This window comes from Nonomuraea sp. NPDC050540 (assembly GCF_044457485.1).
Classification (GTDB): domain Bacteria; phylum Actinomycetota; class Actinomycetes; order Streptosporangiales; family Streptosporangiaceae; genus Nonomuraea.
In genome coordinates, this window is the sequence record NZ_JBITHA010000002.1 from 323,528 (window position 1) to 349,756 (window position 26,229).

23 protein-coding genes are annotated in these 26,229 nt (G+C 71.0%); 17 read left to right on the forward strand and 6 right to left on the reverse strand.

The features are described 5' to 3' along the window. Nucleotides 1-136 precede the first annotated feature (136 nt). Nucleotides 137-652: a DedA family protein gene (locus ACIBI5_RS08020; protein ID WP_397244403.1), complete on the forward strand. Its 516-nt coding sequence runs from the start codon at nucleotides 137-139 to the stop codon at nucleotides 650-652. A 72-nt stretch (nucleotides 653-724) separates the two neighbouring features. Here the strand turns inward: ACIBI5_RS08020 and ACIBI5_RS08025 are convergent, their stop codons facing one another. Then, nucleotides 725-916, reverse strand: a complete 192-nt coding sequence (locus ACIBI5_RS08025) for a YegP family protein (RefSeq protein ID WP_397244405.1) — start codon at nucleotides 914-916, stop codon at nucleotides 725-727. A gap of 117 nt (nucleotides 917-1,033) precedes the next feature. On the opposite strand from ACIBI5_RS08025, the gene ACIBI5_RS08030 reads away from it, so the two are divergent. After that, nucleotides 1,034-1,879, forward strand: a complete 846-nt coding sequence (locus tag ACIBI5_RS08030; RefSeq protein ID WP_397244407.1) for a D-alanyl-D-alanine carboxypeptidase family protein — start codon at nucleotides 1,034-1,036, stop codon at nucleotides 1,877-1,879. On the opposite strand, the gene ACIBI5_RS08035 is transcribed toward ACIBI5_RS08030, so the two are convergent. Together ACIBI5_RS08035 and ACIBI5_RS08040 are read right to left on the reverse strand one after the other, a co-directional pair. Then, nucleotides 1,876-2,691, reverse strand: a complete 816-nt coding sequence (locus ACIBI5_RS08035) for a TrmH family RNA methyltransferase (RefSeq protein WP_397245288.1) — start codon at nucleotides 2,689-2,691, stop codon at nucleotides 1,876-1,878. The genes ACIBI5_RS08030 and ACIBI5_RS08035 overlap by 4 nt on opposite strands. Next, nucleotides 2,688-3,449 carry a DUF4184 family protein gene (locus ACIBI5_RS08040; protein WP_397244409.1) on the reverse strand — a complete coding sequence of 254 codons (762 nt, stop codon included), beginning with the start codon at nucleotides 3,447-3,449 and terminating at the stop codon, nucleotides 2,688-2,690. The genes ACIBI5_RS08035 and ACIBI5_RS08040 overlap by 4 nt, the downstream gene beginning before the upstream one ends. Before the next feature lie 120 nt (nucleotides 3,450-3,569). Between ACIBI5_RS08040 and ACIBI5_RS08045 the strand changes: the two genes are divergently transcribed. The 8 genes from ACIBI5_RS08045 (at nucleotide 3,570) to ACIBI5_RS08080 (ending at nucleotide 13,362) form a co-directional block, all read left to right on the forward strand. Continuing rightward, a complete protein-coding gene (locus tag ACIBI5_RS08045) occupies nucleotides 3,570-4,205 on the forward strand; it encodes a cation transporter (protein ID WP_397244411.1) in 636 nt (211 codons plus the stop codon). 252 nt (nucleotides 4,206-4,457) lie between these two features. Then, nucleotides 4,458-6,116, forward strand: coding sequence for a substrate-binding and VWA domain-containing protein (locus ACIBI5_RS08050; RefSeq protein ID WP_397244413.1), 1,659 nt, complete (start codon nucleotides 4,458-4,460; stop codon nucleotides 6,114-6,116). 108 nt (nucleotides 6,117-6,224) lie between these two features. Further along, nucleotides 6,225-7,766, forward strand: a complete 1,542-nt coding sequence (locus tag ACIBI5_RS08055; protein ID WP_397244415.1) for an RNA polymerase sigma factor — start codon at nucleotides 6,225-6,227, stop codon at nucleotides 7,764-7,766. A 415-nt stretch (nucleotides 7,767-8,181) separates the two neighbouring features. Then, nucleotides 8,182-9,300 carry a GNAT family N-acetyltransferase gene (locus ACIBI5_RS08060; protein WP_397244417.1) on the forward strand — a complete coding sequence of 373 codons (1,119 nt, stop codon included), beginning with the start codon at nucleotides 8,182-8,184 and terminating at the stop codon, nucleotides 9,298-9,300. Nucleotides 9,301-9,452: 152 nt separating this feature from the next. After that, nucleotides 9,453-10,286, forward strand: a complete 834-nt coding sequence (locus ACIBI5_RS08065) for a glycosyltransferase family 2 protein (protein WP_397244419.1) — start codon at nucleotides 9,453-9,455, stop codon at nucleotides 10,284-10,286. A 16-nt stretch (nucleotides 10,287-10,302) separates the two neighbouring features. Continuing rightward, entirely contained in the window at nucleotides 10,303-11,232 is a 930-nt protein-coding gene (locus ACIBI5_RS08070) for a glycosyltransferase family 2 protein (protein ID WP_397244421.1), read from the forward strand. Further along, complete coding sequence (locus ACIBI5_RS08075) at nucleotides 11,229-12,023, forward strand: polysaccharide deacetylase family protein (RefSeq protein ID WP_397244423.1); 795 nt, start codon at nucleotides 11,229-11,231, stop codon at nucleotides 12,021-12,023. The genes ACIBI5_RS08070 and ACIBI5_RS08075 overlap by 4 nt, the downstream gene beginning before the upstream one ends. Further along, nucleotides 12,016-13,362, forward strand: a complete 1,347-nt coding sequence (locus ACIBI5_RS08080; protein WP_397244425.1) for a lipopolysaccharide biosynthesis protein — start codon at nucleotides 12,016-12,018, stop codon at nucleotides 13,360-13,362. Before ACIBI5_RS08075 ends, ACIBI5_RS08080 begins: the two co-directional genes overlap by 8 nt. Here the strand turns inward: ACIBI5_RS08080 and ACIBI5_RS08085 are convergent. Beyond that, nucleotides 13,300-14,238 (reverse strand): glycosyltransferase family 2 protein, encoded by a 939-nt coding sequence (locus tag ACIBI5_RS08085; protein ID WP_397244427.1) that lies wholly within the window; start codon nucleotides 14,236-14,238, stop codon nucleotides 13,300-13,302. The genes ACIBI5_RS08080 and ACIBI5_RS08085 overlap by 63 nt on opposite strands. 62 nt (nucleotides 14,239-14,300) lie before the next feature. Here ACIBI5_RS08085 and ACIBI5_RS08090 point away from each other — a divergent pair, with 62 nt between their 5' ends. Together ACIBI5_RS08090 and ACIBI5_RS08095 are read left to right on the forward strand one after the other, a co-directional pair. Continuing rightward, the gene (locus ACIBI5_RS08090; RefSeq protein WP_397244429.1) at nucleotides 14,301-15,479 is read left to right on the forward strand and encodes a DegT/DnrJ/EryC1/StrS family aminotransferase; all 1,179 of its coding nucleotides are present in this window, start codon (nucleotides 14,301-14,303) and stop codon (nucleotides 15,477-15,479) included. A 55-nt stretch (nucleotides 15,480-15,534) separates the two neighbouring features. Continuing rightward, nucleotides 15,535-16,617, forward strand: coding sequence for a glycoside hydrolase family 26 protein (locus tag ACIBI5_RS08095; protein ID WP_397244431.1), 1,083 nt, complete (start codon nucleotides 15,535-15,537; stop codon nucleotides 16,615-16,617). A gap of 52 nt (nucleotides 16,618-16,669) precedes the next feature. Here ACIBI5_RS08095 and ACIBI5_RS08100 read toward each other — a convergent pair whose 3' ends face one another. After that, nucleotides 16,670-17,827 carry a helix-turn-helix domain-containing protein gene (locus tag ACIBI5_RS08100; protein WP_397244433.1) on the reverse strand — a complete coding sequence of 386 codons (1,158 nt, stop codon included), beginning with the start codon at nucleotides 17,825-17,827 and terminating at the stop codon, nucleotides 16,670-16,672. Between the two features lie 448 nt (nucleotides 17,828-18,275). On the opposite strand from ACIBI5_RS08100, the gene ACIBI5_RS08105 reads away from it, so the two are divergent. Both ACIBI5_RS08105 and ACIBI5_RS08110 read left to right on the forward strand, forming a co-directional pair. Beyond that, nucleotides 18,276-21,299: a glycosyltransferase family 2 protein gene (locus ACIBI5_RS08105; RefSeq protein WP_397244434.1), complete on the forward strand. Its 3,024-nt coding sequence runs from the start codon at nucleotides 18,276-18,278 to the stop codon at nucleotides 21,297-21,299. Then, on the forward strand, nucleotides 21,296-21,691 hold the full coding sequence (locus tag ACIBI5_RS08110) for a hypothetical protein (protein ID WP_397244436.1): 396 nt from the start codon (nucleotides 21,296-21,298) through the stop codon (nucleotides 21,689-21,691). Before ACIBI5_RS08105 ends, ACIBI5_RS08110 begins: the two co-directional genes overlap by 4 nt. A gap of 312 nt (nucleotides 21,692-22,003) precedes the next feature. On the opposite strand, the gene ACIBI5_RS08115 is transcribed toward ACIBI5_RS08110, so the two are convergent. Then, complete coding sequence (locus ACIBI5_RS08115) at nucleotides 22,004-22,642, reverse strand: pyridoxamine 5'-phosphate oxidase family protein (RefSeq protein WP_397244438.1); 639 nt, start codon at nucleotides 22,640-22,642, stop codon at nucleotides 22,004-22,006. 72 nt (nucleotides 22,643-22,714) lie between these two features. Between ACIBI5_RS08115 and ACIBI5_RS08120 the strand changes: the two genes are divergently transcribed. From ACIBI5_RS08120 to ACIBI5_RS08130, 3 genes are read left to right on the forward strand one after another with little or no spacing between them, the layout of a single operon-like run. Next, the gene (locus tag ACIBI5_RS08120) at nucleotides 22,715-24,109 is read left to right on the forward strand and encodes a PLP-dependent aminotransferase family protein (RefSeq protein ID WP_397244440.1); all 1,395 of its coding nucleotides are present in this window, start codon (nucleotides 22,715-22,717) and stop codon (nucleotides 24,107-24,109) included. A gap of 9 nt (nucleotides 24,110-24,118) precedes the next feature. Then, a complete protein-coding gene (locus ACIBI5_RS08125) occupies nucleotides 24,119-25,150 on the forward strand; it encodes a phosphotransferase family protein (protein ID WP_397244442.1) in 1,032 nt (343 codons plus the stop codon). Then, the gene (locus ACIBI5_RS08130; RefSeq protein WP_397244445.1) at nucleotides 25,147-25,908 is read left to right on the forward strand and encodes an SDR family oxidoreductase; all 762 of its coding nucleotides are present in this window, start codon (nucleotides 25,147-25,149) and stop codon (nucleotides 25,906-25,908) included. The genes ACIBI5_RS08125 and ACIBI5_RS08130 overlap by 4 nt, the downstream gene beginning before the upstream one ends. Nucleotides 25,909-26,229 lie beyond the last annotated feature (321 nt).

A 26,229-nucleotide genomic window follows, 5' to 3' on the forward strand; every position in this document is an offset into this window, starting at 1 on the left:
TCAGGTGTACGCGCGGGGGGTTGAGGGTTGCTTGTCGCGCACTTGCAATCGGGGAAGACTGGCGAGGTGACACGGGCTCGGGGGATCAAATAAGGTAAGCCTGGCCTTATATTCGCTTGGTGGGGTGATGTCTGGAATGCGGTACCTTGCGGGCATCCCTGATCCGACGAGAGCGTCGTTCTTCGGCCTGCCGTACTGGGTCATCGTGCTGGTGGGGGCGATCGCGCTCTTCGGCGCCTTCCAGGCCTACTACTGGATCGGGCACAAGCTCGGTGAGAAGCTCTACGACTCCCGGATCGGCCGGCGGCTGCCACGCGCGCAGATCGCCCGGGTCGAGAAGGTCGTGGAGAAGTGGGGGGCGCTGGCCGTCTACGGGTGCTTCTGGGTGCCCGTGCTGCGCCACACGCTGCCGTGGGTCGCGGGCGTGCTGCGCATCTCCTACCCCTGGTACGTCGTGGCCAGCGCGCTGGGATGCCTCACGTGGGTGCCGGTGACGTCGTTCGCGCTGTACGGGGTGATCTGGGGCTGGTTGCAGCTCGCCACCCACTCCCCCGTCACGGCGGTGGTCGTGGCGGTGGCGGCGGTGGCGGTGATCGTGTTCCTGGTCGTCAGGCGCAGGCGGCGCAAGGCGGACAAGGCCCTGGCCGCCTGACGGCCCGGCTGTTCGGACGGCGGCTGTTCAGACCACGGCTTTTCACACCGCGGCTGATCTGACCGCGGCTGTTCAGACCGCGGCGAGCGACTGGTCGTCGATCTCGGCCGCGGCCGCGTTCCTGCGTACGGACTCGATGCCGTTCACGCAGGCCGCCTTGGTCGTGTAGCCCTCGCTGACGGCGATCGTCTGGCCGTTGCCGGCGACCAGCTTGAAGCGGTATTCGTCCCGCTTGTCCTTGGAAATAACGAATTTCCCAGCCATGATGAACCCCCCGGATTGCCCGATGTAACGATCATTTACCCCCATCTAGCTGTTGTTTTCCCGCCATGGAGTCAAGTTCGGCAAACGGACCTTAGATCACCTGTCACCATGGCTGACATGCATATTGGGGGAATCTTCGCCTCTGCCGCGGTAGCCGTACTCGTGGGTCTCACGTCGAGTTCCGCGCCCGCGCACGCGACCGCGAAGCCCGACGTCGGCGCCAAGCAGGCCTACGTCGTCGACTCGGCCGGAACGATCCACTACGGCAAGCGCCAGACCAAGCGGGTCCCGGTGGCCAGCCTGGTCAAGGTGATGACCGCCCATGTGGTGCTGCGCGAGGCCAAGCTGACCGACACCGTCACGATCACCGCCGCCGACGTACGGCACGCCGCCGTGAACGGCGCCACCACGGCCGCCCTGCGCAAGGGCGAGCGGCTGACGGTCCGCGACCTGCTCTACGGCCTCATGCTGCCCTCCGGCGCCGACGCGTCCAATGTGCTGGCCAGGGTCTACGGACCGGGCAAGAAGGCCTTCATCGCCAAGATGAACGCCACCGCGCGCGATCTGGGCCTGGCCGACACCCGCTACACCAACGCCGACGGCCTGCCGACTCCGGCGAACGGCGGCTACTCGACCGCCGTCGACCAGGTCAAGCTCGCCCAGATCGCGCTGAAGAACCCCGTCTTCACCCAGGTCGCCTCCGCCAAGGTGCACAAGGTCGCCAAGTCCGGCGCGCACCGAGCCCACACCTGGCGCAACACCAACAAGCTGCTGGGACGCACCGACGGCGTGCTCGGCATCAAGACCGGCTACACCCGCGCGGCCGGGTTCTGCCTGGTGTTCGCCGCGGAGCGCCACGGCAGGCAGGTGGTCGGCGTGCTGCTCGGCGACACGAACGAGCGCCGGTTCACGCAGGCGGAGGAACTGCTCGACTACGCCGGGGAGCAGATCAGCGCGGGTTAGACGTCCCTGCGCATCAGTCCATGGCAGGCGATGGCCGCCGCCGCGACCACGTTCAGCGAGTCGACCCCGGCGGCCATCGCCTGCGCGCTCATCGGGATGCAGACCGCCTCGTCGGCCTCGCGCAGCCAGCGCGAGGACAGGCCGTCGCCCTCCGAGCCGAGCAGCAGCGCCACCCGATCGCCCATCTTCGCCGCGTCCAGCGGGACCGCCGACTGGTCGGGCGTCAGCGCCAGCGACCGGAACCCCAGCTCACGGAGCCTGGCCAGCCCGTCGAACCAGTTGCCCATCCGTGCGTACGGGATCGAGAACACCGACCCCATCGAGACCTTGACCGAGCGCCGGTAGAGCGGGTCGGCGCACCGGGGCGACAGCACGATCGCGTCCACCCCGAGCGCCGCCGCGCACCGGAAGATCGCGCCGATGTTGGAGTGGTCGACCAGGTCCTCCAGCACCACGACGCGCGAGGCGCCGGCGAGCACCTCCTCCACCGGCGGCAGCGGCAGGCGTTCCATGGAGGCCAGCGCGCCCCGGTGCACGGGGAAGCCGGCGACACCCGTCATGATCTCGTCGCTCACCACGTAGACCAGCGCGTCGCCGAGCACGTCGGCCAGCGACGGCAGCCACCGCTCGGTGGTCAGCGCCGACCGCACCGGATATCCGGCGCCGACCGCCCGCCTGATCACCTTCTCGCCCTCGGCCAGGAACAACCCGCGCTCGGCCTCCAGGCTCTTGCGCAGCCCGACATCCCGCAGACCGGTGTAGTCGGCCAGCCGGGGGTCGGCCGCGTCGCTCACGTACTCAAGCACCTTCAGATGGTACGCACCCCGCGCCGCCTGACCTGCCAGACGATCGAGTAGCCGGTGAGCACGAGACCGAGCCCGATCAGGGTACCCGCGCCGATCCTGGTGAACAGGCTGGCCAGGCTGCCGTGGTCGGGGTGGTCGAGGAACGGCCAGAGCGCCCCGCCCGCCACGACGCCCGCGGCGCAGGCCCACAGGACGGCCCGCCGTACCGGCTGGGGGGTGTGCAGATGGTCCGGTACGGCGACCGCCGCCATCCTGGACAGCCCGCGCACCGCCCACCACGCGACGATCGCCAGCCCCACGGCCGAGGACAGGTACTGCAGCACGCGGAAGACGGTGGTCACGCCGAGCACCCGCGCGTCGAAGAAGCTCCAGCCCCACACGTCGACGCTGTAGGAGTGGGTGAAGGAGTCCCAGAACACGTGCGTGGCCGCGCCCAGGAGCGCTCCAAGGACGATGGGCAGCAGGCGGTAGGACGGCTTGAGCGTCGCGGCCCGTCCGCTCAGCGCCGGGGGGAGCAGCGCGATCAGCGGCTCCCTGAACACCCGGTGGAAGACGAACACGAGCACGACCACGGAGAGCAGGTCGAGGGTGAGGATGCCCTGCCAGGAGTGCCAGTCGGCGTAGTCCGGCAGAAAGGGCAGGAAGATCGGCAGGTCGGGCACCATCGCCCCGATGGCCAGCGCCCACGGGTCCAGCCAGGCGCGCAGCCGGGCGGCCGAGATCAGGGGCAGCACGGCGGCCACGTGAGCGGGGGTGAACGGCACCGGGACACCCTACCCGGCGAATCTTGACCCTTCTTTGCGCAAACCCCCTAAGGTGACCTTGAGTAGTGGGTATGTTACGGATCGCTGTCGGCGGCCGGACGTGGGATCTCGGGGGTTAAGGTGCCTGACCAGCTGGTTCATGCGCATCCGGCCGCGTCAGTCGACTGGCTGCGCGACGCGCGCAGAGCCCGCCTGCTCAGCCTGGTCACGCTGGCGTGGCTGGCGGCGGAGAGCTCGCTCGGACTGGCGGCGGGGTTCTCCGCGCACTCGGTGGCGCTGATCGGCTGGGGGCTGTCGGCCCTGGTCGAGGCGGGCGCCAGCCTGATCGTGCTGTGGCGCTTCACCGGCTCGCGCACGCTGTCGCCCTCGGCCGAGCACACCGCGCGCCGGGCGGTCGCGGTGAGCTTCTGGGTGCTGGCCCCCTACCTCGTGGTGCACGTGGCCCACGACCTCGACGCCGGCCACCGGGCCGCGCCCAGCGTCCTCGGCATCGCGGTGACGGCGGTGAGCCTGGTCACGATGCCGGTTCTGGCGGCGCTCAAGCGGCGCCTGGCCCGGCGGCTGGGCTCCGGCGCGACCGCGGGCGAGGCGGCGCAGAACCTCATCTGCGCGGTGATGGCCGCGGGGGTTCTGCTCGGGCTGTGGGCCGGCACGCTGGGGTGGTGGTGGGTGGATCCGGCCGTCGCACTGGTGCTGGCGGCGGTCGCCGTACGCGAAGGAGTGCGCGCGTGGCGCGGTCACGCATGCTGCCACTGACGCACACGCAGGGTCATCATCACACCAAAAGACCTGTTTTGTTGCGCCAAGCCCACCGAGTATCGTTCCCGGAGTATTAAAGGAGCATCTACCGCCAGGATCTCCGAAAGGTCTCGACACACCGAAGAGGACATCGTGGGGCGACATCGCACAGACGAACTCGATGACGGGTATCGAGGCCAGGATCCGGGCCCGCGCCGGCGCAGCCGTGGCAGCGGGCGTGGCAAGGTTCTGGTCCCGCTGGCAGGTGCGGTGGCACTCGCGGTGCTCCTGGGCGTGGCCGCGTTCGTCATCTTCAACCGCGACCACGACTGCTCCGGCGGCAAGCTGCCGCTGAACGTGGTGGCAGCCCCCGACATCCAGCCCGCGCTGCAGAAGATCGCCGGCGACTACAACAAGTCGCTGCAGTCGATCGACAGCAAGTGCGTCGAGGTGAAGGTCACCAAGGAGAACCCGTTCAAGGCGGCCAACAACATGGCCTCCGGCAAGCTCACCCCCGACGTGTGGATCGCCGACTCCAGCCTCATGGTCTCCGAGGTACGCGCCACCACGGCGGGCGCGGCGATGCCCGAGCCGTCGGGTTCCGTGGCCAGGACGCCGATCGTGCTGGCGGCGGCCAAGTCGATGGCCGGCAAGCTCTCCGGCAGCCTGCAGCCGAGCTGGGCCGGAATGATCTCGGCCGCGAACGTGGCCAATCCCGACGGCCCCGGCCGCAAGGTCCGCGTGCTGGCCCTGGACCCGAAGAAGAACTCCGCCGGGCTGGGCGCGCTGCTGGCCGCCTCGGGCGCCGCCAAGGAGGCCGATCTCGACGACAAGGCCATGGTCGGCGCGCTCAAGGAACTGTCGGACCAGGTGGTCCCCAGCCCCGACGCGCTGCTGGCCAGCCTCGCGGTGAAGTCGGGCAGCAAGGTGCCGGTCGGCGTCGCCCCCGAGCAGGCCATCTACGCCCACAACCAGAAGAAGCCGGACTCGCTCATCGTCCCGCTCTATCCGGAAGAGGGCACGCTCAGCCTCGACTACCCGATCGTGATCACCACCAAGAGCCCGGACACCCGTAAGGCCGCCGACGCCTTCAAGGCCGAGCTGGCCGGGCAGTCGGCCCAGAAGACCCTGCGCGAGAACGGCTTCCGCAGCCCCGACGGCAAGGCCGGCGACGTCCTGACCAAGGACAAGGGCTTCGACCCCAAGACCCCCGCGGCGCTCAAGCCCCCGGACGCCAAGACCATCGCCGCCATGGCGCAGTCGTGGTCCCGGCTCAGCCTCGGCACCCGGATGCTGGCCCTGCTGGACGTCTCCGGCACCATGGCCTACCCGGTGGCCGGCGCCGGCATGACCCGCATGCAGGCCATCACCAAGATCGCCAGTGAGGGCCTCGGCCTGTTCGAGGCCGACTCGGAGATCGGCGTGTGGGCCTTCTCCACACATCTGCAGGGCACGCAGGACTGGCGCGAGCTGATCTCGGTCGGCCCGCTGAGCGAGTCGGTCAACGGCGTGCTGCGCAAGGACGCCTTCTCCACCCAGCTCGGCAGCATCCAGGCCAAGCCGACGGGCAACACCGGCCTGAACGACACCCTGAAGGCCGCCTACGCCCAGATGACCAAGGAATACGCCGACGACAAGATCAACACCGTCCTGATCCTCACGGACGGAGCCGGCAACGACGACCCCGAGGGCGGCATCAGCAACGCCGAGATCCTGAGCTACCTGAAGAAGACCTACAACCCCAAGCGCCCGGTGAGCATCCTGCTGATCGCCTTCGGCCCCGACGCCCCCAAGGGCAGGGCCGAGATGGACACGCTCGCCAAGGCCACCGGTGGCGAGGCGTACATCGCCAAGAACATCCTCCAGGTGCGCGACTTCTTCGCCCAGGGGATGGCCCGGCGCCTGTGCGCGCCGCGCTGCGACGGCTGACCTCGCCCGTCACACCTTTCCCACCTCATGCCGGATCGGCATGAGGTGGCAACCCCTGCCTGAAAGGCGGCGTCCTCCACCCGGGACTTGCACCTGCGGGGAGGGTTTGTGGCTGGATGGCCTAATGTCGATCGCGCCGACGACCATGAGCTGGCGCAGGGGCTGCGTCGCGGCGACACCGACGCTCCCGCGAAGCTCTACGACGCCTACGCCGAACGGCTGCACGACTACGCCTGCTCGCTGACCGGCGACCGCGACAGCGCGGCGGACTCGGTGCACGACGCGCTGGTCACCGCTCAGGGCGGCGCGGCACGGCTGCAGGAGGCGGCCAAGCTGCGCGCCTGGCTCTACGCGCTGACCCGCTTCCAGGCGGCGGCCAGGATGGCGCGCAAGGACGGCGCGCCCGCGGGCCCGCCGCCGCCGGTGCTCGAAGAGCCGGAGGATCCCGAACTGGCGGCGCTGGTGTACGAGGTGCTGGGCGAGCTCAGCAAGAACGAGCGGGAGGTTCTAGAGCTGTCGTTGCGGCACGGGCTGACGCCCGCGGAGGTCGGCTCGGTGCTGGGGCTGACCTCGCGGCAGTCGGCGACGCGGCTGGGGCGGGCGCGCGACCATCTGGAGAACGCGGCTGCCGCCGTCCTGCTGGCCAGGACGGGCCGGGCCCACTGCCCGGACCTGTCGGCGATGGTGGACTCGTGGGAGGGTCCGCTCACGCTCATGCTGCGCCGGAGGCTGTCGGGGCACATCGGCGGCTGCGAGGTCTGCACCGAGGGGCGCCACCGGCAGGTGGCCGCGGCGAAGCTGCTTGACCTGGTGCCGGTCGCCTACCCGCCGATCTCGCTGCGCCGCCGGGTCGTCGACACCTGCGTCAACCCCGAGCTCGACCACGCGCGCACGCTGATCATGGAGCGGGGCGACAGCTTCGACCGCACCGGGTTCCCGGTCGAGCAGCGCGGCGGGCGCGGTTCGCGGCGGCGGCGCCCGCGCAGGCTCGCCCCGGTGGTGCTGGCCGGGGTCGCGGTGCTGGCGGGCACGGGCGCGATGGCGCTGATGAACGGCGAGAGCGGCGCCCCCGCCGCGGCCATGCCGACGTCCTCCCCCTCGGAGTCGCGGGCGCCGATGTCGGTGCCGACCGACGAGCCGGTGGACGAGGAGCTGACCGAGGAGCCGGCTCCGGACCCGACCACGCCGGACCCGGAGCCCACGCGCTCCGGCCCGGCGCCCCGGGTGACGCCCAGCGACCGGCCGGACCCGCCGGCCACCAAGCCCGCGAGCGACCCGACCAGGACGCGCAGGCCCGCCCCCGGCGCCCGGCTGACGGTGGGCTGCCCCAGTTCGATCAGCGGCGCCGCGAAGGTCGGGCTGACCGCGCGGAACGCGAGCGTGTCCTGGACGTCCGGGCCGTCGGAGGGATTGGGCGTCTTCCCCGCGAGCGGGACGATCAAGGCGGGAGCGTCGGCGTCCATCTGGGTGACGGTGGACGACCCCGAGGCCGCCGGTTCGGGCACGGTCACCTTCAGCTCGAACGGCGGCGCCGCCACCTGCGCCCTTTCCTGGCGAGGACGGCAGGCGCCCACCCAGGAGCCCTCCCCCTCCGAGGAGCCGACTCCGACCGGCGAACCCACCGAAACACCAGGAGAAGCCCCAGAGTGACACTTAGGTGATATTAGGGGATACATCAGGCTCTAGGTCGAACTTCCCCTCCGTGATAGGGCATCCTGGGGGGCTTGGGGCGCGTATCGGGACTCAGGCTCACCTTTCTCGCACTCGCAGGTCATGTGCGAGAAACCTGGTGACCCGGGTAAACCGGCACGCGCCGCCAGGCGTCGCCATTGACGCGCCCACAGCACGATTGGTCCCATGAATGGGCGATCAATCGTGCCATCACCGTTTTTAGAGCCAGGAGAGACGAGCCAAATGCCCGATCACGCCTCTGGGACGCGGCTGACAAGCCATCCCGTTGCGGCTACCGTCGGTCTGTTGCGTGATCGTGATCTGTTCGCCGCTCAATCAGGAGGAGCCGGGGCAACTGTCGGGGGAAGACCGTGCTGACCGAAGTGGGGGCCAGGTGAACATCACCGTCGTTCGCCCGGGAGACCTCGGCGAGACCGAAAGGTCGCGCTGGCGGGAGTTGCAGAAGGCCGACCCGAGCCTGGACAACCCCTTCCTCTCGGTGGAGTTCGCCCTGGCGATGGACCGTCTGCGTGACTATGTCAGGACGGCGGTCGTGGAGGACGCCGGCGAGATCATCGGATTCTTCCCCTACGAACGCCATCACTTCGGCATCGGCAAGCCTCTCGGCGGCTTTCTCACCACCTGCCACGGTCTCATCGGCGTGCCGGAGGTCAAGGTCGAGGCCAAGGCGCTGCTGCGCGCGTGCGGGCTCAACGTCTTCGCCTTCGACCACATGGTCGCCGGCCAGCCGACGTTCGCCCCGTACGAGAGCGACGTGCGCCCGGCCGCGGTCATGGACTTCACCGCCGGCTACGAGGCCTGGCTCGCCCAGGTGAAGGAGAACTCCGCCAAGAACCTGAAGACCTGGCGCTACAAGGAACGCAAGCTCGCCAGGGAACACGGCGAGCTCCGCCTGTCCTGGGCGTCCACCGACCACGGCGAGCTGCGCCAGCTGCTCGCCTGGAAATCCGACCAGTACCGCAGGACGGGCCGGGTCGACCGGTTCGCGCAGCCGTGGATCGTCGAGCTGACCGAGCAGATGCACGCCGAGCGCTCCCCCGGCTTCGCCGGAGTGCTCACCATGCTCTACGCCGGCGACGTCCCCGTGGCCGGGCACTTCGGCCTGCGCACCGCCACGACCCTGGTGGGCTGGTTCCCCGCCTACGACTCCGAATTCGGGAAGTACTCGCCCGGCATCGTCCACCATCTCCGCATGGCGGAGGCGGCCGCCGGCGCGGGACTGCACACGGTCGACATGGGCAAGGGTGGCAAGGATTACAAGCATTGGCTGAAGAGCGGCACGCTCCACGTCTCGGAGGGCCGCATCTCGCGGCCGTCCGCGGCGGCCGCCGCGCACTGGATCGGCAGAGTTCCCTTCAACAAGGCGCGAACAATTGTCACCGATTCGCCGTCTCTCTATAGAGCGGCGGATCGTGTGTTGAAGGGCTTTGGGCGTATGCGTAGTACTCGAGGCCAAGAGTCAGACGTCAAAGAACCATCGGGAGCGCTCTAAGCAGCGCTCCCACCCCCTCGGCAGCACAACACCAGCACCCTCACTCCCACTGGACCGGCAATGCATCGTTTACCGCTTTCGGCACCCCCACAGCACCCGGGTGTGGCCGAGCGTGGCCTGCGGCGGGTGGTCCCGGAAGGATTGTTCCCGAAATGAGTCCCGAGAACATCAGGCACAACGGCAAGGCGCAGGTGACCTCACTGCGGTCCATGCCGCCGCTTGAGCGTTTCACCCCTGTGACACCCCACCTGGCGATATCGCCCAGAGTCAGCGTGGTGGTGCCGGCGATGAACGAGGCGGAGAACCTGCCGCATCTGTTCGCCACCTTGCCCCAATGGATCGACGAGGTCGTGCTCGTCGACGGCAACTCCGTTGACGACACCGTCGCCGTGGCCAGACGCCTGCGCCCCAACCTGAGGATCATCACGCAGACCGGCAAGGGCAAGGGCAACGCCCTGGCCGCCGGATTCGCCGCCTGCACGGGCGACATCATCGTGATGATCGACGCCGACGGCTCCATGGACGGGAGAGAGATCATCACGTTCGTGGGCGCGCTGGTGACCGGCGCCGACTTCGTCAAGGGCTCGCGCTACGCCACCGGCGGCGGCAGCGACGACCTGACCTTCGGCCGCAGCGTCGGCAACAAGGCCCTGACCGCGCTGGTCAACCTCATGTACGGCACGCGCTACACCGACCTGTGCTATGGCTACAACGCCTTCTGGGCCCACCACCTCGACGTGCTCGACCTGGACTGCGACGGGTTCGAGGTGGAGACCCTGATGAACGTGCGCGCCGCCAAGGGCGGGCTGACGATCCACGAGGTGCCCAGCCACGAACGGCACCGCATCCACGGGCAGAGCAACCTGCGCACCTTCCGCGACGGGTTCCGGGTGCTCAGCACCATCCTGCGGGAATGGCGGCGGCCACCCGCTCTCCAGCTGCCCGAACCCACCGCCACACCCGCCGCCGACCGGGGCGTCGCTTAGCCACGAAGGCCCACCCGTGCTTACATCCGTCGTCATCTGCGTCTACACCGAGGAGCGCTGGGAGGACATCAGGCAGGCAGTGGAATCGATCGAGAACCAGCGCCGCAGGGCACATGAGCTGATCCTCGTCGTCGACCACAACCCCGGCCTGCACCTCAAGCTCACCCGGGCCTACCCGAAGGCCGTCGTCGTGGAGAACTCCCACGAGCAGGGCCTGTCGGGGGGCAAGAACACCGGTGCCGATGTGGCCGGCGGTGACATCGTCGCCTACCTCGACGACGACGCGGTGGCCGATCCCGGCTGGCTGGAGGCTTTGGAGGAGGGCTTCCAGGAACCAGGGGTGGTCGGCGTCGGCGGGCGTACGGATCCGCTGTGGGCGTCGGAGCGACGCCCGCGGTGGTTCCCGCACGAGTTCGACTGGACCGTCGGCTGCAGCTACCGGGGCATGCCGGCGGTCCGGGCTCCGGTCCGCAACGTCATGGGCGGCAACGCCGCCTTCCTGCGCGAGGCCGTCACCGGAGTCGGCGGCTTCCACAGCGGCATCGGCCGCAGCGTCCAGGGACGCAAGAGCCGGCCGCTGGGCTGCGAGGAGACCGAGTTCTGCATCCGGCTGACCCAGCGCAGGCCCGGGTCGGTCATGTTGTTCGAGCCGCGGGCGCTGATCGGGCACAAGGTGCCCAGGCAGCGCGAGACGTTCTCCTACTTCCGTTCCCGCTGCTACGCGGAAGGGCTGTCCAAGGCGCTGGTCACCCGCGAGGTGGGCACGCAGGACGGCCTGTCCAGCGAGCGCGCCCACGCGCTCAAGGCGCTGCCCAAGGGCGCCCTGCGCGGCCTGGGCGAGGCGCTGCGCGGCGACCCGGGCGGGCTCGGCCGGGCCGGGGCGATCGTGATCGGACTGGCCTGGACCGCGTGGGGCTACGCCGTCGGCTCCTGGAGGCTGCGATGATCCGGGTGCCGATCCTGATGTACCACTCCGTCACCGACCGGCCCAACGAGGCGACCAGGCCGCTGGCCGTACGACCCGGTGACTTCGCCGAGCAGGTGGCGTACCTGGCCGACGGCGGGTACACGCCGATGACCTTCGCCGACCTCGTCGCGGCGCTCAACCACAACCAGGTGCCCCAGAAGGCGGTCGTGATCACCTTCGACGACGGGTACGCCGACTTCCACTCCCACGCGCTGCCCGTCCTGGAACGGCTCCGGATGCCCGCCACGATCTTCGTCACCAGCGGCTGGCTGGCCGACGCCGGCAAGGACGCGGCGGGCCGGCCGCTTGACGACATGCTCACCTGGGGCCAGGCCCGCGAGGCCGCCGCCAGCGGCATCGAGATCGGCGGCCACAGCCACAGCCACCCGCAGCTCGACCAGCTGGCCGACGCCGAGCTCCGCCAGGAGCTGCGCAGGAACAAGGGCCTGCTGGAGGACAAGGTGGGCACACCTGTCGTGACCATGGCATACCCCTACGGCTACTCCAGCGCGCGGGTGCGCCGCGAGGTGCGCAAGGCCGGGTACTTCGCCGCCTGCGCGGTCAGCAACGCCATCGCCGCCGACCGGCACGACGTGCTGGCCGTGCCGCGGCTGACCGTGGCCAGGCGCACCAGCATGGACCGCTTCCGCCGCGCCGTCGAGGGCCGCGGCGTGCCGCTCATCTACCTGAGGGAACGTACGCTGACCAAGGGCTACGCGATCGTCCGCCGCGCGCGTTACGCGATGCGCCAGGTGTCCCCCGGTGGCTGAGCGCGGCCTGAAGAGGTTCCTGCCCGCCGACCTCAACGACCCGCTGCTGCGCAGCGCCTACTCCCTCATGCTCAACGCCGGCGCGGGCGCCGTCATCGGGCTGGCCTACTGGACCGTGACCGCGCGCGTCTTCGACGAGAAGGACGTCGGCGTCGGCATGGCCATCCTGGCCGCGATGAGGTTCCTGGCCGCGATCACCTCCTTCGGCTTCGTCGGTACGGTCGCCCGCTTCGTCCCCGAAGCCGGCCGGCACACCGCCCGCTTCGTCGGCACCGTCTACGGCGCCGCCACCGGCCTGGCCGTCGCCGGCTGCGCGGTCTTCCTGCTCACGCTGACCAGCTGGGGCGAGACCTACAGCCTGCTGTCCGGCTGGACCGCCGGGCTGGTCTTCACGGTGATGGTGATCGTCTGGAGCATCTGCACGCTGCAGGACGTGGTGCTGACCGGCCTGCGCAAGGCCCCCTGGGTGCCGGTGGCCAACCTGGTCTTCTGGGTGGTCCGCTTCGGCGTTCTGGCCGTGTGCGCCGTGCTGCTGGGCAACTCGGCCGGCGTCTCGGTCTCCTGGGCGGTCTTCCTGGCCTGGATCGCTCCCGGCCTGGTCGTCTCCCTGTGCCTCAACACGGCCGTCTTCCGCAAGCTGATCCCCCAGCACGCCCGGCTCACCGCGGACAAGACGCTGCCGCCCCCGCGCCAGATCGGCCGCTTCCTGGCCGGCGACTACGCCGGCTCGATCTTCACGCTGCTGTTCAACTACGGCGTGCCCGTGCTGGTCGCGGCCCAGGTCTCCAAGGAGATGAACGCCTACTACGGGCTCACCATCACCCTCGGCGCCATGCTGGAGATGCTCAGCTACACGATGGCCTCCTCGCTGACCGTGGAGGGCGCCTTCGACAAGGCGACGCTGGCCGACAACTGCCGCAGGGCGCTGCGGCGCACGTTCCTCATCCTGACGCCGCTGGTCGTCGTGGCGACGCTGCTGGCCCCGGTGGCGCTGCTGCTGTTCGGCGAGGGGTACGCGCAGCACGCCACCGACCTCATGCGGCTGATCGCGCTGGCGGCGCTGCCCCGTGCCGTGGTCGAGCTCTACCTGGGCGCGCTGCGGGCGCTGCGGCGGGCGGGGATGATCGTGTTCGTGCAGTTCGGGATGGCCGTGATGGCGATCGGCGGGGCGCAACTGCTCCTGCCCGTCCACGGGATCACCGGGGTGGGCCTCGCGATTCTGGCCAGCCAGACGATCACCGCGCTGGCGGTGCTGCCGGGGCTGTGGCGGATCGCCTCAGGGCGCGCCCAGGCCGCGCGCCTCCATCCGCCGGACGACCCAGGTGGGGCTCAGGCGTAGCAGGGCGATGGCGGCGACGCCGTACGATCTGACCTCGCGCGGGTCGGTGGTGAAGGCCCGCATCGACCAGCGCAGGGCTTCGGAGCGGCGGCCCACCGCGACGCGGGTGAAGGCGACCTGCCCGGCCAGGCGGGAGTAGCCCTTGCGGGAGGTCTTGATCTCCGGGTAGCGCTCCAGCAGCCACTGCAGGGCCTCGGCGATGACGTCCCAGCGGCCGGCGAAGTGCGACTGGGCGTGCATGCGGACGTGGAGGTGCTCCTCCGGCACGTGCACGATGGGCGCGCACCTGGCGGCGCGCAGGAGCATCTCGTAGTCCTCGCCGTAGCCGCTGGGGATCGTCTCGGAGAACAGGCCGACGGCCTCGCCGGTCAGGGCGGAGCGGCGGGCGAGGAAGCCGGAGGGATGCATGGCGGGCTGGCGCCCGTCGAGCAGGTCGGCGAAGGGAACCCGCTCCTTCTCCAGGTGGATGTGGCGGGTCCAGTCGTCGTGGACGATGAGCGAGCCGCAGGTCGAGAAGACGGCGTCGGGATGCTTCTGGACCGCCCGGACCTGCGCGGTGATCTTCGTGGGCAGCCAGGTGTCGTCGTCGTCGCAGAAGGCGACCCACTCGACGCTCCCGGCGTGGGCGAGGATGCCGCTGTTGCGGGCGGCGGGCAGGCCGCGCGAGCGCTCGTTCCTGATCAGCCGGACCGGGCGGGCCGGGTCGTCGGAGGCGAGCTCGGGATCGGGGTCGCCGCCGTCGAACACGACGACGGTGGTGACCCGGCCCGGATAGTCCTGGGAGGTGATGCCCTTGAGTGTGTCTCTGATCATCTCCGGCCGGTCACCGCGCGTACACACCACGACGCCCACTTCGGGCCACGTGCCAGACTCCATGGAAAGACCGCCTTGGGAGACAAGACCTGCGATCGCTGAAGTTACAGCGTATCGTTCCAGGAGTGCCGAAGAACCAGGGAAAACGGGACGATGTCCTGATCGCGCCGCTGGTTCAGCGGACCGGTCTGCACGGCGTGTACCTGCCCTCCGCCAGGCTCGGGCTCTACCTCGCGTTTCGTGCTCTCGTGGAGCGCGGGCAGCGGGTGCTGATGTCCCCGGTCAACTGCGAGACCGTGCTCTTCGCGGCGGTCGCCGCCGGGCTGCGCCCGGTCATGGCGCCCGTCTCGCCGGACGACGCGACCATCGACGCCGAGCGCGTCGACTGGACCGGGATCGGCGCGGTCGTCGCCACGCACATGTACGGCCTGCCGGGCCAGGTCGACCGCCTGGCCGCCGAGTGCGCGGCCAGAGGCGCGGTCCTGGTCGAGGACTGCGCCCACGCCTTCCAGACCCGGCTCGGCGAGCGGCACGTGGGCACGTTCGGCGCGGCGGCGGCCTTCAGCCTGTCCAAGCACGCGCGGGCGGGCTCCGGCGGCGTTCTGCTGCTGCGCGATGCCGAGGCCGCCCGGCGGGCCGCGGACCTGCGCGACCGGCTGCTACTGGCCCCCTCCACCGCGGGCGAGCTGCGGACCGTCGCCGCCCCCCTCCTGCGCGACGCCGTCTACGCGCTACGCCTGAGCACCCCGGCCTGGCGGCTGGCCCGCGCGCTCGGCATCGAGGCCACCTACGTCAGCGACGACTCGCGCGCCCGCGACCTGGCCGCCGTGGGCGCCGAGGACCTGCCCGCCTTCGACCGCTGGATGTCCGTCGGCTCCGGCGGCTACCGCAACGCCCACGGCGCCGTGCAGCGCCGGTTCGCCGCCGCCCGCCAGCGCACCGCCGAGCGTGAGCGGGCCCGGCGGGTGGCGGGCGTGCGGATGCTGGCCGGGCTGCCCGTGACCGCCCCGCCGGTGCGGGAACTGGCCGACCAGCCGCTCTTCCGCGTACCGCTGCTGGTGGAGGAGCGTGACGAGGCGATCCGCGCGCTGGAACGGCGCGGCGTGATCACCACGGCGCTGTACACGCCGCCGCTGGACGAGGACTTCGGCGCGCCGCTGACCGAGCCCGGCCCCACCCCCGAGGTGGCGTCCTGGTGGACCCGCCACGTGCTGCCCGTCGACCCGCTCCAGGCGGCCCGCGCGCTGCCCGTGCTGCGCACCCTCGCCGCGCCGGTACGGCCGGCCGTCAGTACAGCCGATTGAAGGCGGCCCTCCCTACACTGGAGGCCGATTCACGCGTCATCCGTACGGAGCACCCATGCCTCAGGAATCGGCGGGCAAGCACGCCGTGCCCCGCAAGAGCCGCCGGATCCTGTGGAGTCTGGTCGTCGGCCTCGCCGTCCTCGCCACCGGGACCGTCGTGTACGTCACGTCCTACTCCGACCCGGAAGCGGGCGCCGACGGCACCCGCCCGTGCGGCTCCCCCGCCACCCTCAAGCAGGGCCCCGCGTGCGGCGCCTGGTGGGGCGTCTACACACCGCCGGCCGCCGGCGGCCTGCTCAACTCGGTCACCACGCTGGAACGCCAGGTCGGCAGGAAGTTCGACGTCGTGTTCGCCTACCACGACATGTCCGAGACGCCCAACGGCCAGATGCTGCGCGACGACGAGCCCCAGCTCGGCCGCGACCGGCTCCTGCTGCTCGGCTGGGAGTCCGAACGCTGGAACACCTCCGACAACATCCCCTGGGCCAGCATCGCCCGCGGCGAGGCCGACCACAGCGTCATCGACCCCCAGGCGCGGCGCATCAAGGAGTACGGCAAGCCCGTCCTGCTGGGCTTCGACGGCGAGATGGAGATGCGCAAGAACGCCGGAACCCCGGCCGACTACGTGGCCGCCTACCGGCACATCGTCGACCGCTTCCGCGCCCTCGGCGTCACCAACGTGGCCTGGGTGTGGGGTGTCACCGGCTACTACCCGTTCCGTCATCGCTGGAAGGCCTTCTACCCGGGCGACGGCTACGTCGACTGGGTCAGCTACGACCCCTACAACTTCGCCCGCTGCCGCAACGCCGAGTGGCAGGACTTCAAGACGACGATCAAGCCCACCTACGACTGGTTCGTGAGCAACGGGTTCGGCAAGAAGCCGTTCATCCTGAGCGAGTACGGCAGCGAGCACAACGTGCGCGACGACCGGGCCCGCGGGCGCTGGTACGCCGACGTGCCAGGCGTCCTGGAGGACCTTCCCCACATCAAGGCGGTCGTCCAGTGGAACGCCGTGGACGCCGACGGCTGCGACTTCACACTCACCGGTCCCGGCACGCTGACCGAGTTCGGGCAGGCGGGGAAGGCGGCCTACGTCCGGCAGAGCCTGCCAGCCGCCGTCACCCGGCCGGGGTCCTAGCCTGACGTGAGGGTTCTGCCCCGGGCCCGGGTTCTACCCCGGGCTCGGGGTCCTAGCCGGATTCCGCCCAGGACGGGCGTTCCACGGGCTCGAAGCGGAAGATCTGGTCGCGTTTGCCGGAGCAGGCGAGCTGGGCTATCTCGGCGCCGGGGTGGATGTCGGCTTCGCCGTACAGGGCACCGAGGCATTTGCCGCTGTGGACGGGGCGCAGCCTGAGCCCGTTGCGATCGCGCTCCAGCAGGAAGCGCTGGTGGGCGGCGGCGATGCAGTCGCTGGGGGCGAGCAGGGCCTCGTCGCCGAGGTAGGCGCCGTCCACGCTCAGGCAGCCGACGCCCTGCTTGGGGTGGTGCCATTGGATCTCGTAGACGCCGGGGCCGAGGGATTTGAGGTAGGTGGCCGGGCCCTCGGCCGCGCAGGAGGTCTGGACGGCCAGCGGGCGGTCGGTCTTGCCCGAGCGTTCGCGGCCCTCGCTCACGCACAGGCCGCGGTCGGCGACGTGTAGGGGGACGATCCGATACCAGCCGTCCTGCGGGGGCTGCGCGGCGGCGCTCTGGTTGGCGTCGGCGCGGCCTTCCAGGACGTCGCCCATGCCTCTGATGAGCGTGGGGGCGAACAGGAGCGCGACCGCGAGGCCGGCGGCCACGGCGATCACCGGCCACCACCGGCGCACGAGGGACCGGCGTGCCAAGGACCGGCGCGGCGGGGCGGGCTCCGCCGGGTCCGGTGCCGGGCTCACGGGTGTCTCCGGGTCAGGCCCGATCTCGCCCGAACCCGCCTGCCCACCCACGCCGGCCTGCCCCGAACCGGCCCGGCCCGTGCCGGCCTGGCCCGCCTGGCCCGTGTCGGTCTGGACCGTGTCGGCCTGGCCTGTGTCCGCCTGGCCCGTGCCCGCCTGGCCCGTGATGGTCTGTTCGCCTGTGGGGTGCTGCTCGCCCGTGCCGGCCGCCAGGTTTCTCCGGGCGCGGATCCAGCGGTCGGTCTCCGCCTCGTCCAGGCCGCAGGCGGCGGTGAAGGCCGCCACGAAGTCCTCCCTGGGCAGGGTCGTCCTGCCCAGGACGCCCGCCACCGTGCTCACGGGGAGCGCGCCGCCCGACGCGCTCGCCAGCCGCCGGTAGGTGAGGCCGCTCCAGCGGCGTAATCGGGCCAGCGCGGCGACGTACTCGGCGGCAGTGGTGGCTTGCGCCGGGTCGGGGGGACCGTCCTCGTCCAACGCTGCTTCTTCCGCTCGGAGCCCACTCCCGGCTCGGGCGGTCATGTTAACAAAGGATCTTTACGCGGGTCATCCCCCTGCCTTGGCGCGGGAAGTGGAGGCAGGGGGACGCTCGATCGAGCCCGTCAGCAGCAGATGTCGGCTCCGCGTAGAGCCTTGCCGCGCGGCTCCCGCCTCGGCCGGAGCCGAAGCCGATGCCCCTGTTTCCGGCTTCGTGCTTCCTGACCGCCTCGGAGCGGACACGGACGTGGGATGCGCATCGGGCGACCTCCGTCGGGAAGACTTCAAGGACCACCCAGAAGCTCGCCCACCCGGCCGCCCGCTGCCAAGATCGAACAACGTTCCGAACTGTTCGGAACACTCTGATCGAGACGACGATCAGGCGATTCGGACCGAGTAAAGTCACGGGTAGCCGTCGTTCAGCTCTGGGTCGGGAAAGGTACACACGGTGGAGGGCAGGCAAGCCGACGAGGCGCTCGATGACGAGACGACACGTCAGCTGAAGCGGCCCGCCGCCGATCGGGCGGCCTTACCTGACGACGACGCGACGAAGGTCGCCCGGCTGCCGAGGCCGCGTACGGACGACGAGGACGACGCGCCCACCGGCGTTCTCGTCTGGGACGCGCGCAAGCTGCTCGAACCGGAGCCGGACGAGGACGAGGACGAGGACGACGCCACCAGCACCCGTCCGATCCCGAAGATCACGGCCGAGCCGCCGCCCCCGATCGACGAGAAGACGGTGCCCACGCTCTCCGTGGTCGTCGTCACCGGAGAGGTCGGCGCCTGGCACCAGCTACGCGTCACGATCGCCTCTCTGCGCGCCCAGCTGGAGCCGCCCGAGCAGATCGTCGTGGTCGTCGACCACTGCCCCGAGCTGGCCGACCTGGCCCGCGGCGGGCTGGACGACGTCGTCGTGCTGCACAACGAGGGGCAGCGCGGGGTGGCGGCCGCCCGCAACCTCGGCCTGACGGTCGCGACCGGCGACGTCGTGGCCTTCCACGACGACGAGACCGCCGCCGAGCCTGACTGGTCCACCTGCCTGCTGCGCGCCTTCGACGAGCGGCAGGTCCTGGCCGTGCGGAGCAATCTGACGCTGCGGTGGGTGGCGGGGCGGCCGCGGTGGTTCCCGGAGGAGCTCGCCTGGATCATGGGCGCCTCGTGCACCGGCTCGCCCGAGGAGGCCGGGCCGATCGACGACCTCTACGGCGCCGGGGTGGCCTTCCGCCGCGCCCCCCTGGCCGAGGCCGGCGGCTTTCCCGCCGACCTCGACCACCAGGCGGGCGACGTGCTCGCCGAGCCGCCGGGGGGCGTGAAGGCCGAGCTGTTCCACCTGCTCAAGGAGCTCAACCCCAACGGCAGGGTCCACTTCGAACCCTCCGCGCACCTGCGGGCGGGCATCTCCGCCCGGCGGGCCACGCGCGCGTACGTGATCTCCCGCTGCGTCGCCGAGGGCAAGTCGCTGGCGGCGGTCCCCCACCGCGGGCGGGGGCGGCGGGCGCTCAGCGTGCACCTGGCGCAGGTGAAGTCCTCGCTGCCGCGCACGACCTTCCAGGCGATCACCGTCACCGGGCCCGGCAACGTCCGGCCGGGGCAGGCGCTGATCACCCGGCTGCTGGCGATGCTCGCCACCGTCATCGGCTACATGAGCGGCCGCATGGACTCCACGCGCGCCGACCTGATCCCCGCCGCGGGGAACCTGACCTGGTTCGTGGCCCGCACCGCGCTGCCGGTCTCCACGATCCTGTGGGGGCTGTCGCTGCGCCGGGTCAACCTCGACCAGATGACCGACCTCGGACTGCTCACGGTCCTGCCCGCGACGTTCTGGATCGCGATCGTGGTCATGATCGTCGGGTTCGTGGCGCTGCTCAACGACCGGCACGCGCTGGAGCTGTGGCACGCCGGGTACGCGCTCATCCTCATCGCGGTCCTGCACGCCACGCCCAGCCTGCTCTATCCCACGCTGCGCTACCCATGGGCGTGGAAGCACGTCTCGGTCATCGACTACCTGATCAGGCACGGCGCCACCGACCCGGCCGCGGGCTCGCTGTCGGCGTACCACCAGTGGCCGGGGTTCTTCTCCTTCTTCGCGCTCATGACCGAGGCGGCGGGGCTGGAGAACGCGCTCGACATCGCCAAGTGGGGCCCGCTGGTCTTCAACGTGGCCACGCTGCTGCCGCTGCTGCTGCTGTTCAGGACCGTGACCCGCAACAGGCAGCTCATCTGGGGCGGCATCTGGGTGTACTTCTCCTGCTCGTGGGTCGGGCAGGACTACTTCTCGCCGCAGGCCACCACGCTGGTGCTCTACCTCATCGTGCTGGCCGTGGTCGTACGGAGGTTCAGGCGAGGGCCCATCAGGGCCGGTGACGACCCGCACGGGCTGGCCGCCGAGCCGCCGCCGATGACCACGACGTACGCGCGGCTCACCTGGACGCTGCTGCTGATCGTCCCGATCGCCGCGATCGCCTCCTCGCACCAGCTCACGCCGCTCATGCTGGTGGCCACGCTCGGCTTGCTGTTCATCCTGCGCCGCTACCGCAACTTCGGCATCCTCATGGTGAGCGCGGGGCTGGCGGCCGGCTGGGCCGTGGGCATCGCCTGGCAGGTGCTCGAAAGCAAGATCAACTTCATCGTCGGCTCGCTCGGCGACGCCGGCGGCAACCTCGACGCCGGGCTCGTGGCACTCGGCGACGTCGCCCCCGGCCAGGTGATCGTCGCCTACGCCGACCGCGCCTTGTCCGTCGGCCTGTGGCTGCTGGCCATCGGCGGCGCCATCCTGCGCCGCCAGTGGCTGCGCCGCCCCGGCCTGCCGTTGCTGATGATCGGGCTGGCGCCGCTGGTCTTCTTCGCCGCGGGAAGCTACGGCGGCGAGATCCTCTTCCGCGTCTACCTGTTCACGCTGCCGATGACCGCGTTCCTGGCCGCCGCCGTCTTCCTGCCCAGCAAGCGCGCCTTCGTACGGCTGGCCGTCCTGCCCGTCGTCCTGCTGCTGATGGTCTCCGGCTTCTTCTTCGGCAACTACGGCAAGGAACAGGGCAACTACTTCACCCTCGACGAGGTCGAGCTGGTCAAGGAACTCCACCGGATCGCGCCCGTCAACTCGCTCATCGTCGCGCCCACCTTCTTCCTGCCCGGGGCCTACGACCAGTACGAACGCTTCGACCAGAGCTGGCTCGACGAACTGCCGCCCTCGCGCGAGGCCCTGCCCAACCTGCCCGCGTACGTGCCGACGCTCGCCGAGTTCGTCGAGAAGCCGGCGCCGTCGCTGATCAACCTCATGTCCAAGCTCCCGCCCGGCGCCAAGGGCTACCTCGTGCTCAACCGCACCCAGCGCCCGGCCACCGAGACGCCCGGCATCCTGCCCAAGGGCACCATCGACCGGCTCAAACGGGAGGTCGAGGCGTCGAAGCGGTTCAAGAAGGTGCTGAGCAACCCAGGTGGGGACGTCTACGAACTGCTGCCGGAGAAATCATGACGTTCTCGCGGGTGTCGTTGTTGTTGCTGGGACTGTCCGGGTGGCTCGCCGTCCTGGTCGGCCATCTGGCGGCGGGGTCGGCCGTGCGGGTGGTGGTGACGATCCTGTTCCTGGTGCTGTGCCCGGGGGCTGCGGTGCTGGGGCTGGTCCGGCCGTTGCTGGGGCGGCGGGACCACACGGGTGACGCGATGGAGAGCGGGGCGCTGGCGTTCGCGATCAGTGTGGGGCTGGGGATGCTGGTCAGCGAGGCGTACTTCCTCACCTCGACGTTCACCATGGACCGCGCCCTGATCACTCTGGCCGCCATCACCTCCGCCGCCTCCCTCGCCGCCCTCATCACCACCTCCCGCACCCGCGCCCCCCACGAGGGCGTCCTCCGCCGCCGCGTCTAGCTCTCTCTCCTATCCGTTACGGCAGGCCAAGTGGGCGCCTCCCGCCCTCGCGGGCCCGCACCCGTGCGAGGCCGACCGGCAGTCGGACGGAGTTCTCACCGCAACGCCGCACGTTGGGCCACTGCCCGTGGCCCACGCCGCCCGCCGCGACAACGCGCCGATCACCACCGTCCCCCCTCCCGCCGTCCCGGCGCGGGGAAGAGCCCGGGAACCCGACCTACCCCCGGCGTCTCAGCCCCTCGGCCTCACCCCCCTTGGCGTCTCAGTCCTTCGGCACCGCTCTTGGGTCGCGGGTGCCGGGTGGGTGGGCGGTTAGGTGCGGGAATGGATGTGGGTGGGGGGTGGGGTGGTGGGGTCCAGGACCGGGTCGGGGATGGGGGTGCCGTAGGTGGTGACCAACGGGAGGATGCCGGCCCAGATGGGGAGGGCGTAGTCGTAGTCCTCGTCGCTGGGCGGGCCGGTGCGGAGCTTTACCGAGGCTTCCGTGAGGCTCAGGGCCAGGACCGACGTGGCGGCCAGTTCCTTGCGGCTGGGCTGGCGGGCGTAGTCCCACTGGCCGGGGGCCAGGTGCTCGGTGAGAGCGCGGAGGCCGGCCATGCGTTCGTCGGGGTCGGTGACCAGACGGGCGGTGCCGTAGATCATGGCGCTGCGGTAGTTGAACGAGTGGTTGAAGACGGAGCGCGCCAGGACTATGCCGTCCACGTGCGTCACCGTCACGCAGATCTCCGTGTCCTGGCCGGAGCGCAGCGACTTGGCGCCCGTGGAGCCGTGGAGGTAGAGAGTGTCGTCGATGCGGCCGTAACCGGTCGGGACGACCATCGGGTGCCCGTTGTGCACCACGCCCAGGTGGCAGATCAGCCCGGTGTCGAGCACCTCGTACAGGTCGGCGCGGTCGGTGCTGGCGCGGTGCTTCTCGCGGCCGAGCGTGGTGCGGGGTGTGGTGGAGAGCATGCGGTCCATACTGCTCGGAAGTGGACTTGTAGATTAGGGCCACTAAATGCCGATACATGGAGACCACTTCCTGTGCGCAGCCTTGTTGACCTGCCCGTAGCCCTTTCCCGGGACTCGGCGGAGCCGCTCGCCGCCCAGCTGACCGCCTGGCTGCGGGAGGCCATGCGGGGCGGGACGCTGGCTCCGGGTGAACGGCTGCCGTCCAGCCGGGGGCTGGCGGCGCAGCTGGGCGTGAGCCGTACGGTGGTGACGGAGGCCTACCAGCAGCTTTACGCGGAGGGGTGGCTGGACGGGCGGCACGGGTCGGGGACGTTCGTGGCTCAGCTGTACGCGCCGCCGCCTGCCGTGGATGCCGCCACGACCACTGTGCCCCCGCCGCCCGCCGCCGCCGCGAAGCCTGTGATCGATCTGGCGCCGGGAGAGCCCTGGGTGCGGGACTTCGACCGTGCGGCGTGGAAGCGGGCCTGGCGCAAGGCGGCCGACCTGCCCCCGGGCGACGACCCCGACCCGTACGGCCTGCCGTACCTGCGAGAACTGCTGGCCGCGCACCTCAGACGGACCAGGGCCGTGGCGGTCGGGCCCGAGAACGTCCTTGTCACGCGCGGCACCGCCAACGGCCTGGACCTCGTCACGCTCGCGCTGCTCGGGCGCGGCGGACGGGCCGGGGTGGAGGATCCGGGCTATCGGGTCACGCGGAACGTCTTCGCCGGGCGCGGCGTCGAGGTGGTGCCGTGCCCGGTGGACAGCGACGGCGTGATCGTGGAGGGGCTGCCCGAGGATCTGAGCGTGCTGTACACGACCCCGGCGCACCAGTACCCGATGGGCGGGCGGCTGCCGATCCCGCGCAGGGAGCGGCTGCTGGCGTGGGCCAGGCGGACCGGCGCGATGATCGTGGAGGACGACTACGACGCCGAGTTCCGTTACGACGTGGCGCCGCTGCCCGCGCTCTACGGGCTCGATCCGTCGCGGGTGGTGCTGCTGGGGACGTTGTCGAAGTCGCTCGCCCCGGACGTCGGCGTCGGCTGGCTGGTGGGACCGCGGGACCTTCTGGCCAGGATCGCGGGCATCAGGAAGGATCTGGGCGACCGTACCAGCGGGCCGGTGCAGCAGGCGGTCGGGACGCTGCTTGAGCACGGCGACCTCGACCGGCACCTGCGGCGGATGCGACTGGAGTACGCGCGCCGCCGGGCCGCCGTGGTCGAGATCCTGGGCCCGGTGTGCCGCCTGCACGGCGACACCGCGGGCCTGCACGTCCTGGCCGAGCTGCCCGAGGACGTGGTGCCGGAGATCGTGCGCGAGTCCGCCGCGCGCGGCGTGCGCCTGGACTCGGTGGAGCGCCACCATCACGGCGCGCCGCGGGTGCACGGACTGGTCATCGGGTACGGCTCCGCGTCGCTGGCCGACGTCCGCAAGGGCTGCGCGATTGTCGCGGACCTCATTGCGCCGCCGACCAGAGCAAGGTTCTAATGTGGTCCCATGACCGTTCCCGGCTTGGACTGGCCCCGACTGACCGACTGGCTCGCCGCCCACGTGCCCGGCGCGGGTGAGGCGCTGTCGGCGTCGCTGATCTCCGGCGGCAAGTCGAACCTCACCTACCTCGTCGAATGCCGCGAGCGGCCGGTCGTGCTGCGCCGCCCGCCGCTCGGGCACGTCCTGCCGACCGCGCACGACATGCGCCGCGAGTGGCGGGTGATCTCCGCGCTGAACGGCACGCCGGTTCCGGTGCCGGAGGCGCTCGCCTTCTGCGCCGACGAGACGGTCATCGGGGCGCCCTTCTACGTGATGGGGCAGGTGGACGGCGCCGCCGTACGCACGCGGGCGGAGCTCGGCGACCCGCCGCCCGAGCAGGCGCGGCGGCTGTCGGAACGGCTCGCGGAGATCCTCGCCGCCATCCACGACGTCGACTACCGGCAGGTGGGGCTGGGCGACTTCGGGCGGCCGGAGGGGTACCTGTCCAGGCAGCTGAACCGGTGGGAACAACAGTGGGAGCGGTCGAAGGCGGCCGACCTGCCCGAGTACGACCGGCTCGTGGGGCGGCTGCGCGAGCGGATGCCGTCGCGCTCGGAGAGCACGCTCGTGCACGGCGACTACCGGCTGGACAACACGCTGGTCAGGCGGGATCCGCCGGAGATTCTGGCGGTGGTCGACTGGGAGATGTCCACGCTCGGCGATCCGCTGGCCGATCTGGGGCTGACGCTCACGTACTGGCAGGATCCGGGCGACGCGGAACGTGCGAGCGTGCCGGTGGCGGGGGATGTCACGCTGGCGCCGGGGTTTCTGAACGCGGCCGAGTTCGCCGCGTGCTACGCCAAGGTGTCAGGGCGGGATATCTCCGACATCAATTACTACGTGGCTTTCGGCAACTTCAAGCTGGCCGTCATCGTCGAAGGTATCCATGCCCGGTTCCGGCAGGGTAAGACCGTGGGAGAGGGCTTCGACGGCATCGGCGCCGCCGTACCCACGCTGATCGCCCGCGCCCACCGCATGCTCGACCAGGAGGCCCCATGAGTACGGTCGCGTTGATCACCGGAGCCGCCGGCGGGATCGGCGCGGCCGTCGCCAGGCGGCTGGCCCGCGGCGGCGCCCGCTGCGTGCTCGTCGACGTCGACGCGGACGGCGCGGAACGGCTGGCCAGAGAGCTCGGCGGCACCGCGGTGGCGGGCGACGTCACCGACCGCGAGACCTCCGCGCGGGCCGTCGCCACGGCCGAGCGCGCGTACGGGCGGCTCGACCTCGTCCACCTCAACGCCGGCATCTCCAGCGGCGTCGACCTGACCGCCTTCGACCCCGACCAGTACCGCAAGGCCGTCGGCGTCAACATCGACGGCGTCGTGTACGGCGTGGCCGAATCCCTGCCCGCCCTCGCCCGCGGGGGCGGCGGCGCGATCGTGGTCACCTCCTCGCTGGCCGGGCTCGTCGCCTATGACGGGGACCCGGTGTACACGATGACCAAGCACGCGGTGGTGGGGCTGGTCAGGGGGCTGGCCAAACCTCTTGCCGTGTCCGGGGTACGGATCGGGGCGGTGTGTCCCGGCTTCACCGACACGCCGTTGGTGGCCGGGATGCGGGACGTGTTCCTGGGGGCCGGGTTCCCGCTGCTGGACGCGGAGGACGTGGCGGCGGCGGTGGAGACGGCCTTCTACTCCGAGGAGCCCGGCGCCATCCTGGTCGTCCAGCCGGGACGCGCCCCTGTCCCCTACCGGTTCTCCGGCGTCCCGGGCCCGGCGGGCGGCGAACGCCCACCCACCCCCCTGACCACCCCCTGACCCACCACCCGCTCCGCCGCACCACCCGGCAACCCGCGCCCTCACCCCCACGCCAAGTGCTGCCTCCCTCCGCGGCTGACGGAACCCAGGACCCTTGGAGACGGGGAAACCCCGGAGACGGCGGAGCCCGCTGCCCGGAAGATCGTGGTGCCAACACCCCGGAGCACCCCGAACCCGGAGCGCCCGGAGCCGTGGGCGCCGGCGCCTCGGGGCCGGGTGGGGCATCGCGGAAGGCCCGGATGCCGGTGCCTCGAAGGCCGGGTGGGGCATTTCGGGGGTGGGTGGGGAGGGAGGCCGGGGAGGGCGAAGGTGGCGGGGTGA

Bases quoted from the DNA above. Each gene is read 5' to 3' on its own strand.
- ACIBI5_RS08020 (WP_397244403.1), top strand. From the start codon at position 137: ATGCGGTACCTTGCGGGCATCCCTGATCCGACGAGAGCGTCGTTCTTC.
- ACIBI5_RS08025 (WP_397244405.1), bottom strand. From the start codon at position 916: ATGGCTGGGAAATTCGTTATTTCCAAGGACAAGCGGGACGAATACCGC.
- ACIBI5_RS08030 (WP_397244407.1), top strand. From the start codon at position 1,034: ATGCATATTGGGGGAATCTTCGCCTCTGCCGCGGTAGCCGTACTCGTG.
- ACIBI5_RS08065 (WP_397244419.1), top strand. From the start codon at position 9,453: ATGAGTCCCGAGAACATCAGGCACAACGGCAAGGCGCAGGTGACCTCA.
- ACIBI5_RS08075 (WP_397244423.1), top strand. From the start codon at position 11,229: ATGATCCGGGTGCCGATCCTGATGTACCACTCCGTCACCGACCGGCCC.
- ACIBI5_RS08085 (WP_397244427.1), bottom strand. From the start codon at position 14,238: ATGGAGTCTGGCACGTGGCCCGAAGTGGGCGTCGTGGTGTGTACGCGC.
- ACIBI5_RS08095 (WP_397244431.1), top strand. From the start codon at position 15,535: ATGCCTCAGGAATCGGCGGGCAAGCACGCCGTGCCCCGCAAGAGCCGC.
- ACIBI5_RS08110 (WP_397244436.1), top strand. From the start codon at position 21,296: ATGACGTTCTCGCGGGTGTCGTTGTTGTTGCTGGGACTGTCCGGGTGG.
- ACIBI5_RS08115 (WP_397244438.1), bottom strand. From the start codon at position 22,642: ATGCTCTCCACCACACCCCGCACCACGCTCGGCCGCGAGAAGCACCGC.
- ACIBI5_RS08125 (WP_397244442.1), top strand. From the start codon at position 24,119: ATGACCGTTCCCGGCTTGGACTGGCCCCGACTGACCGACTGGCTCGCC.
- ACIBI5_RS08130 (WP_397244445.1), top strand. From the start codon at position 25,147: ATGAGTACGGTCGCGTTGATCACCGGAGCCGCCGGCGGGATCGGCGCG.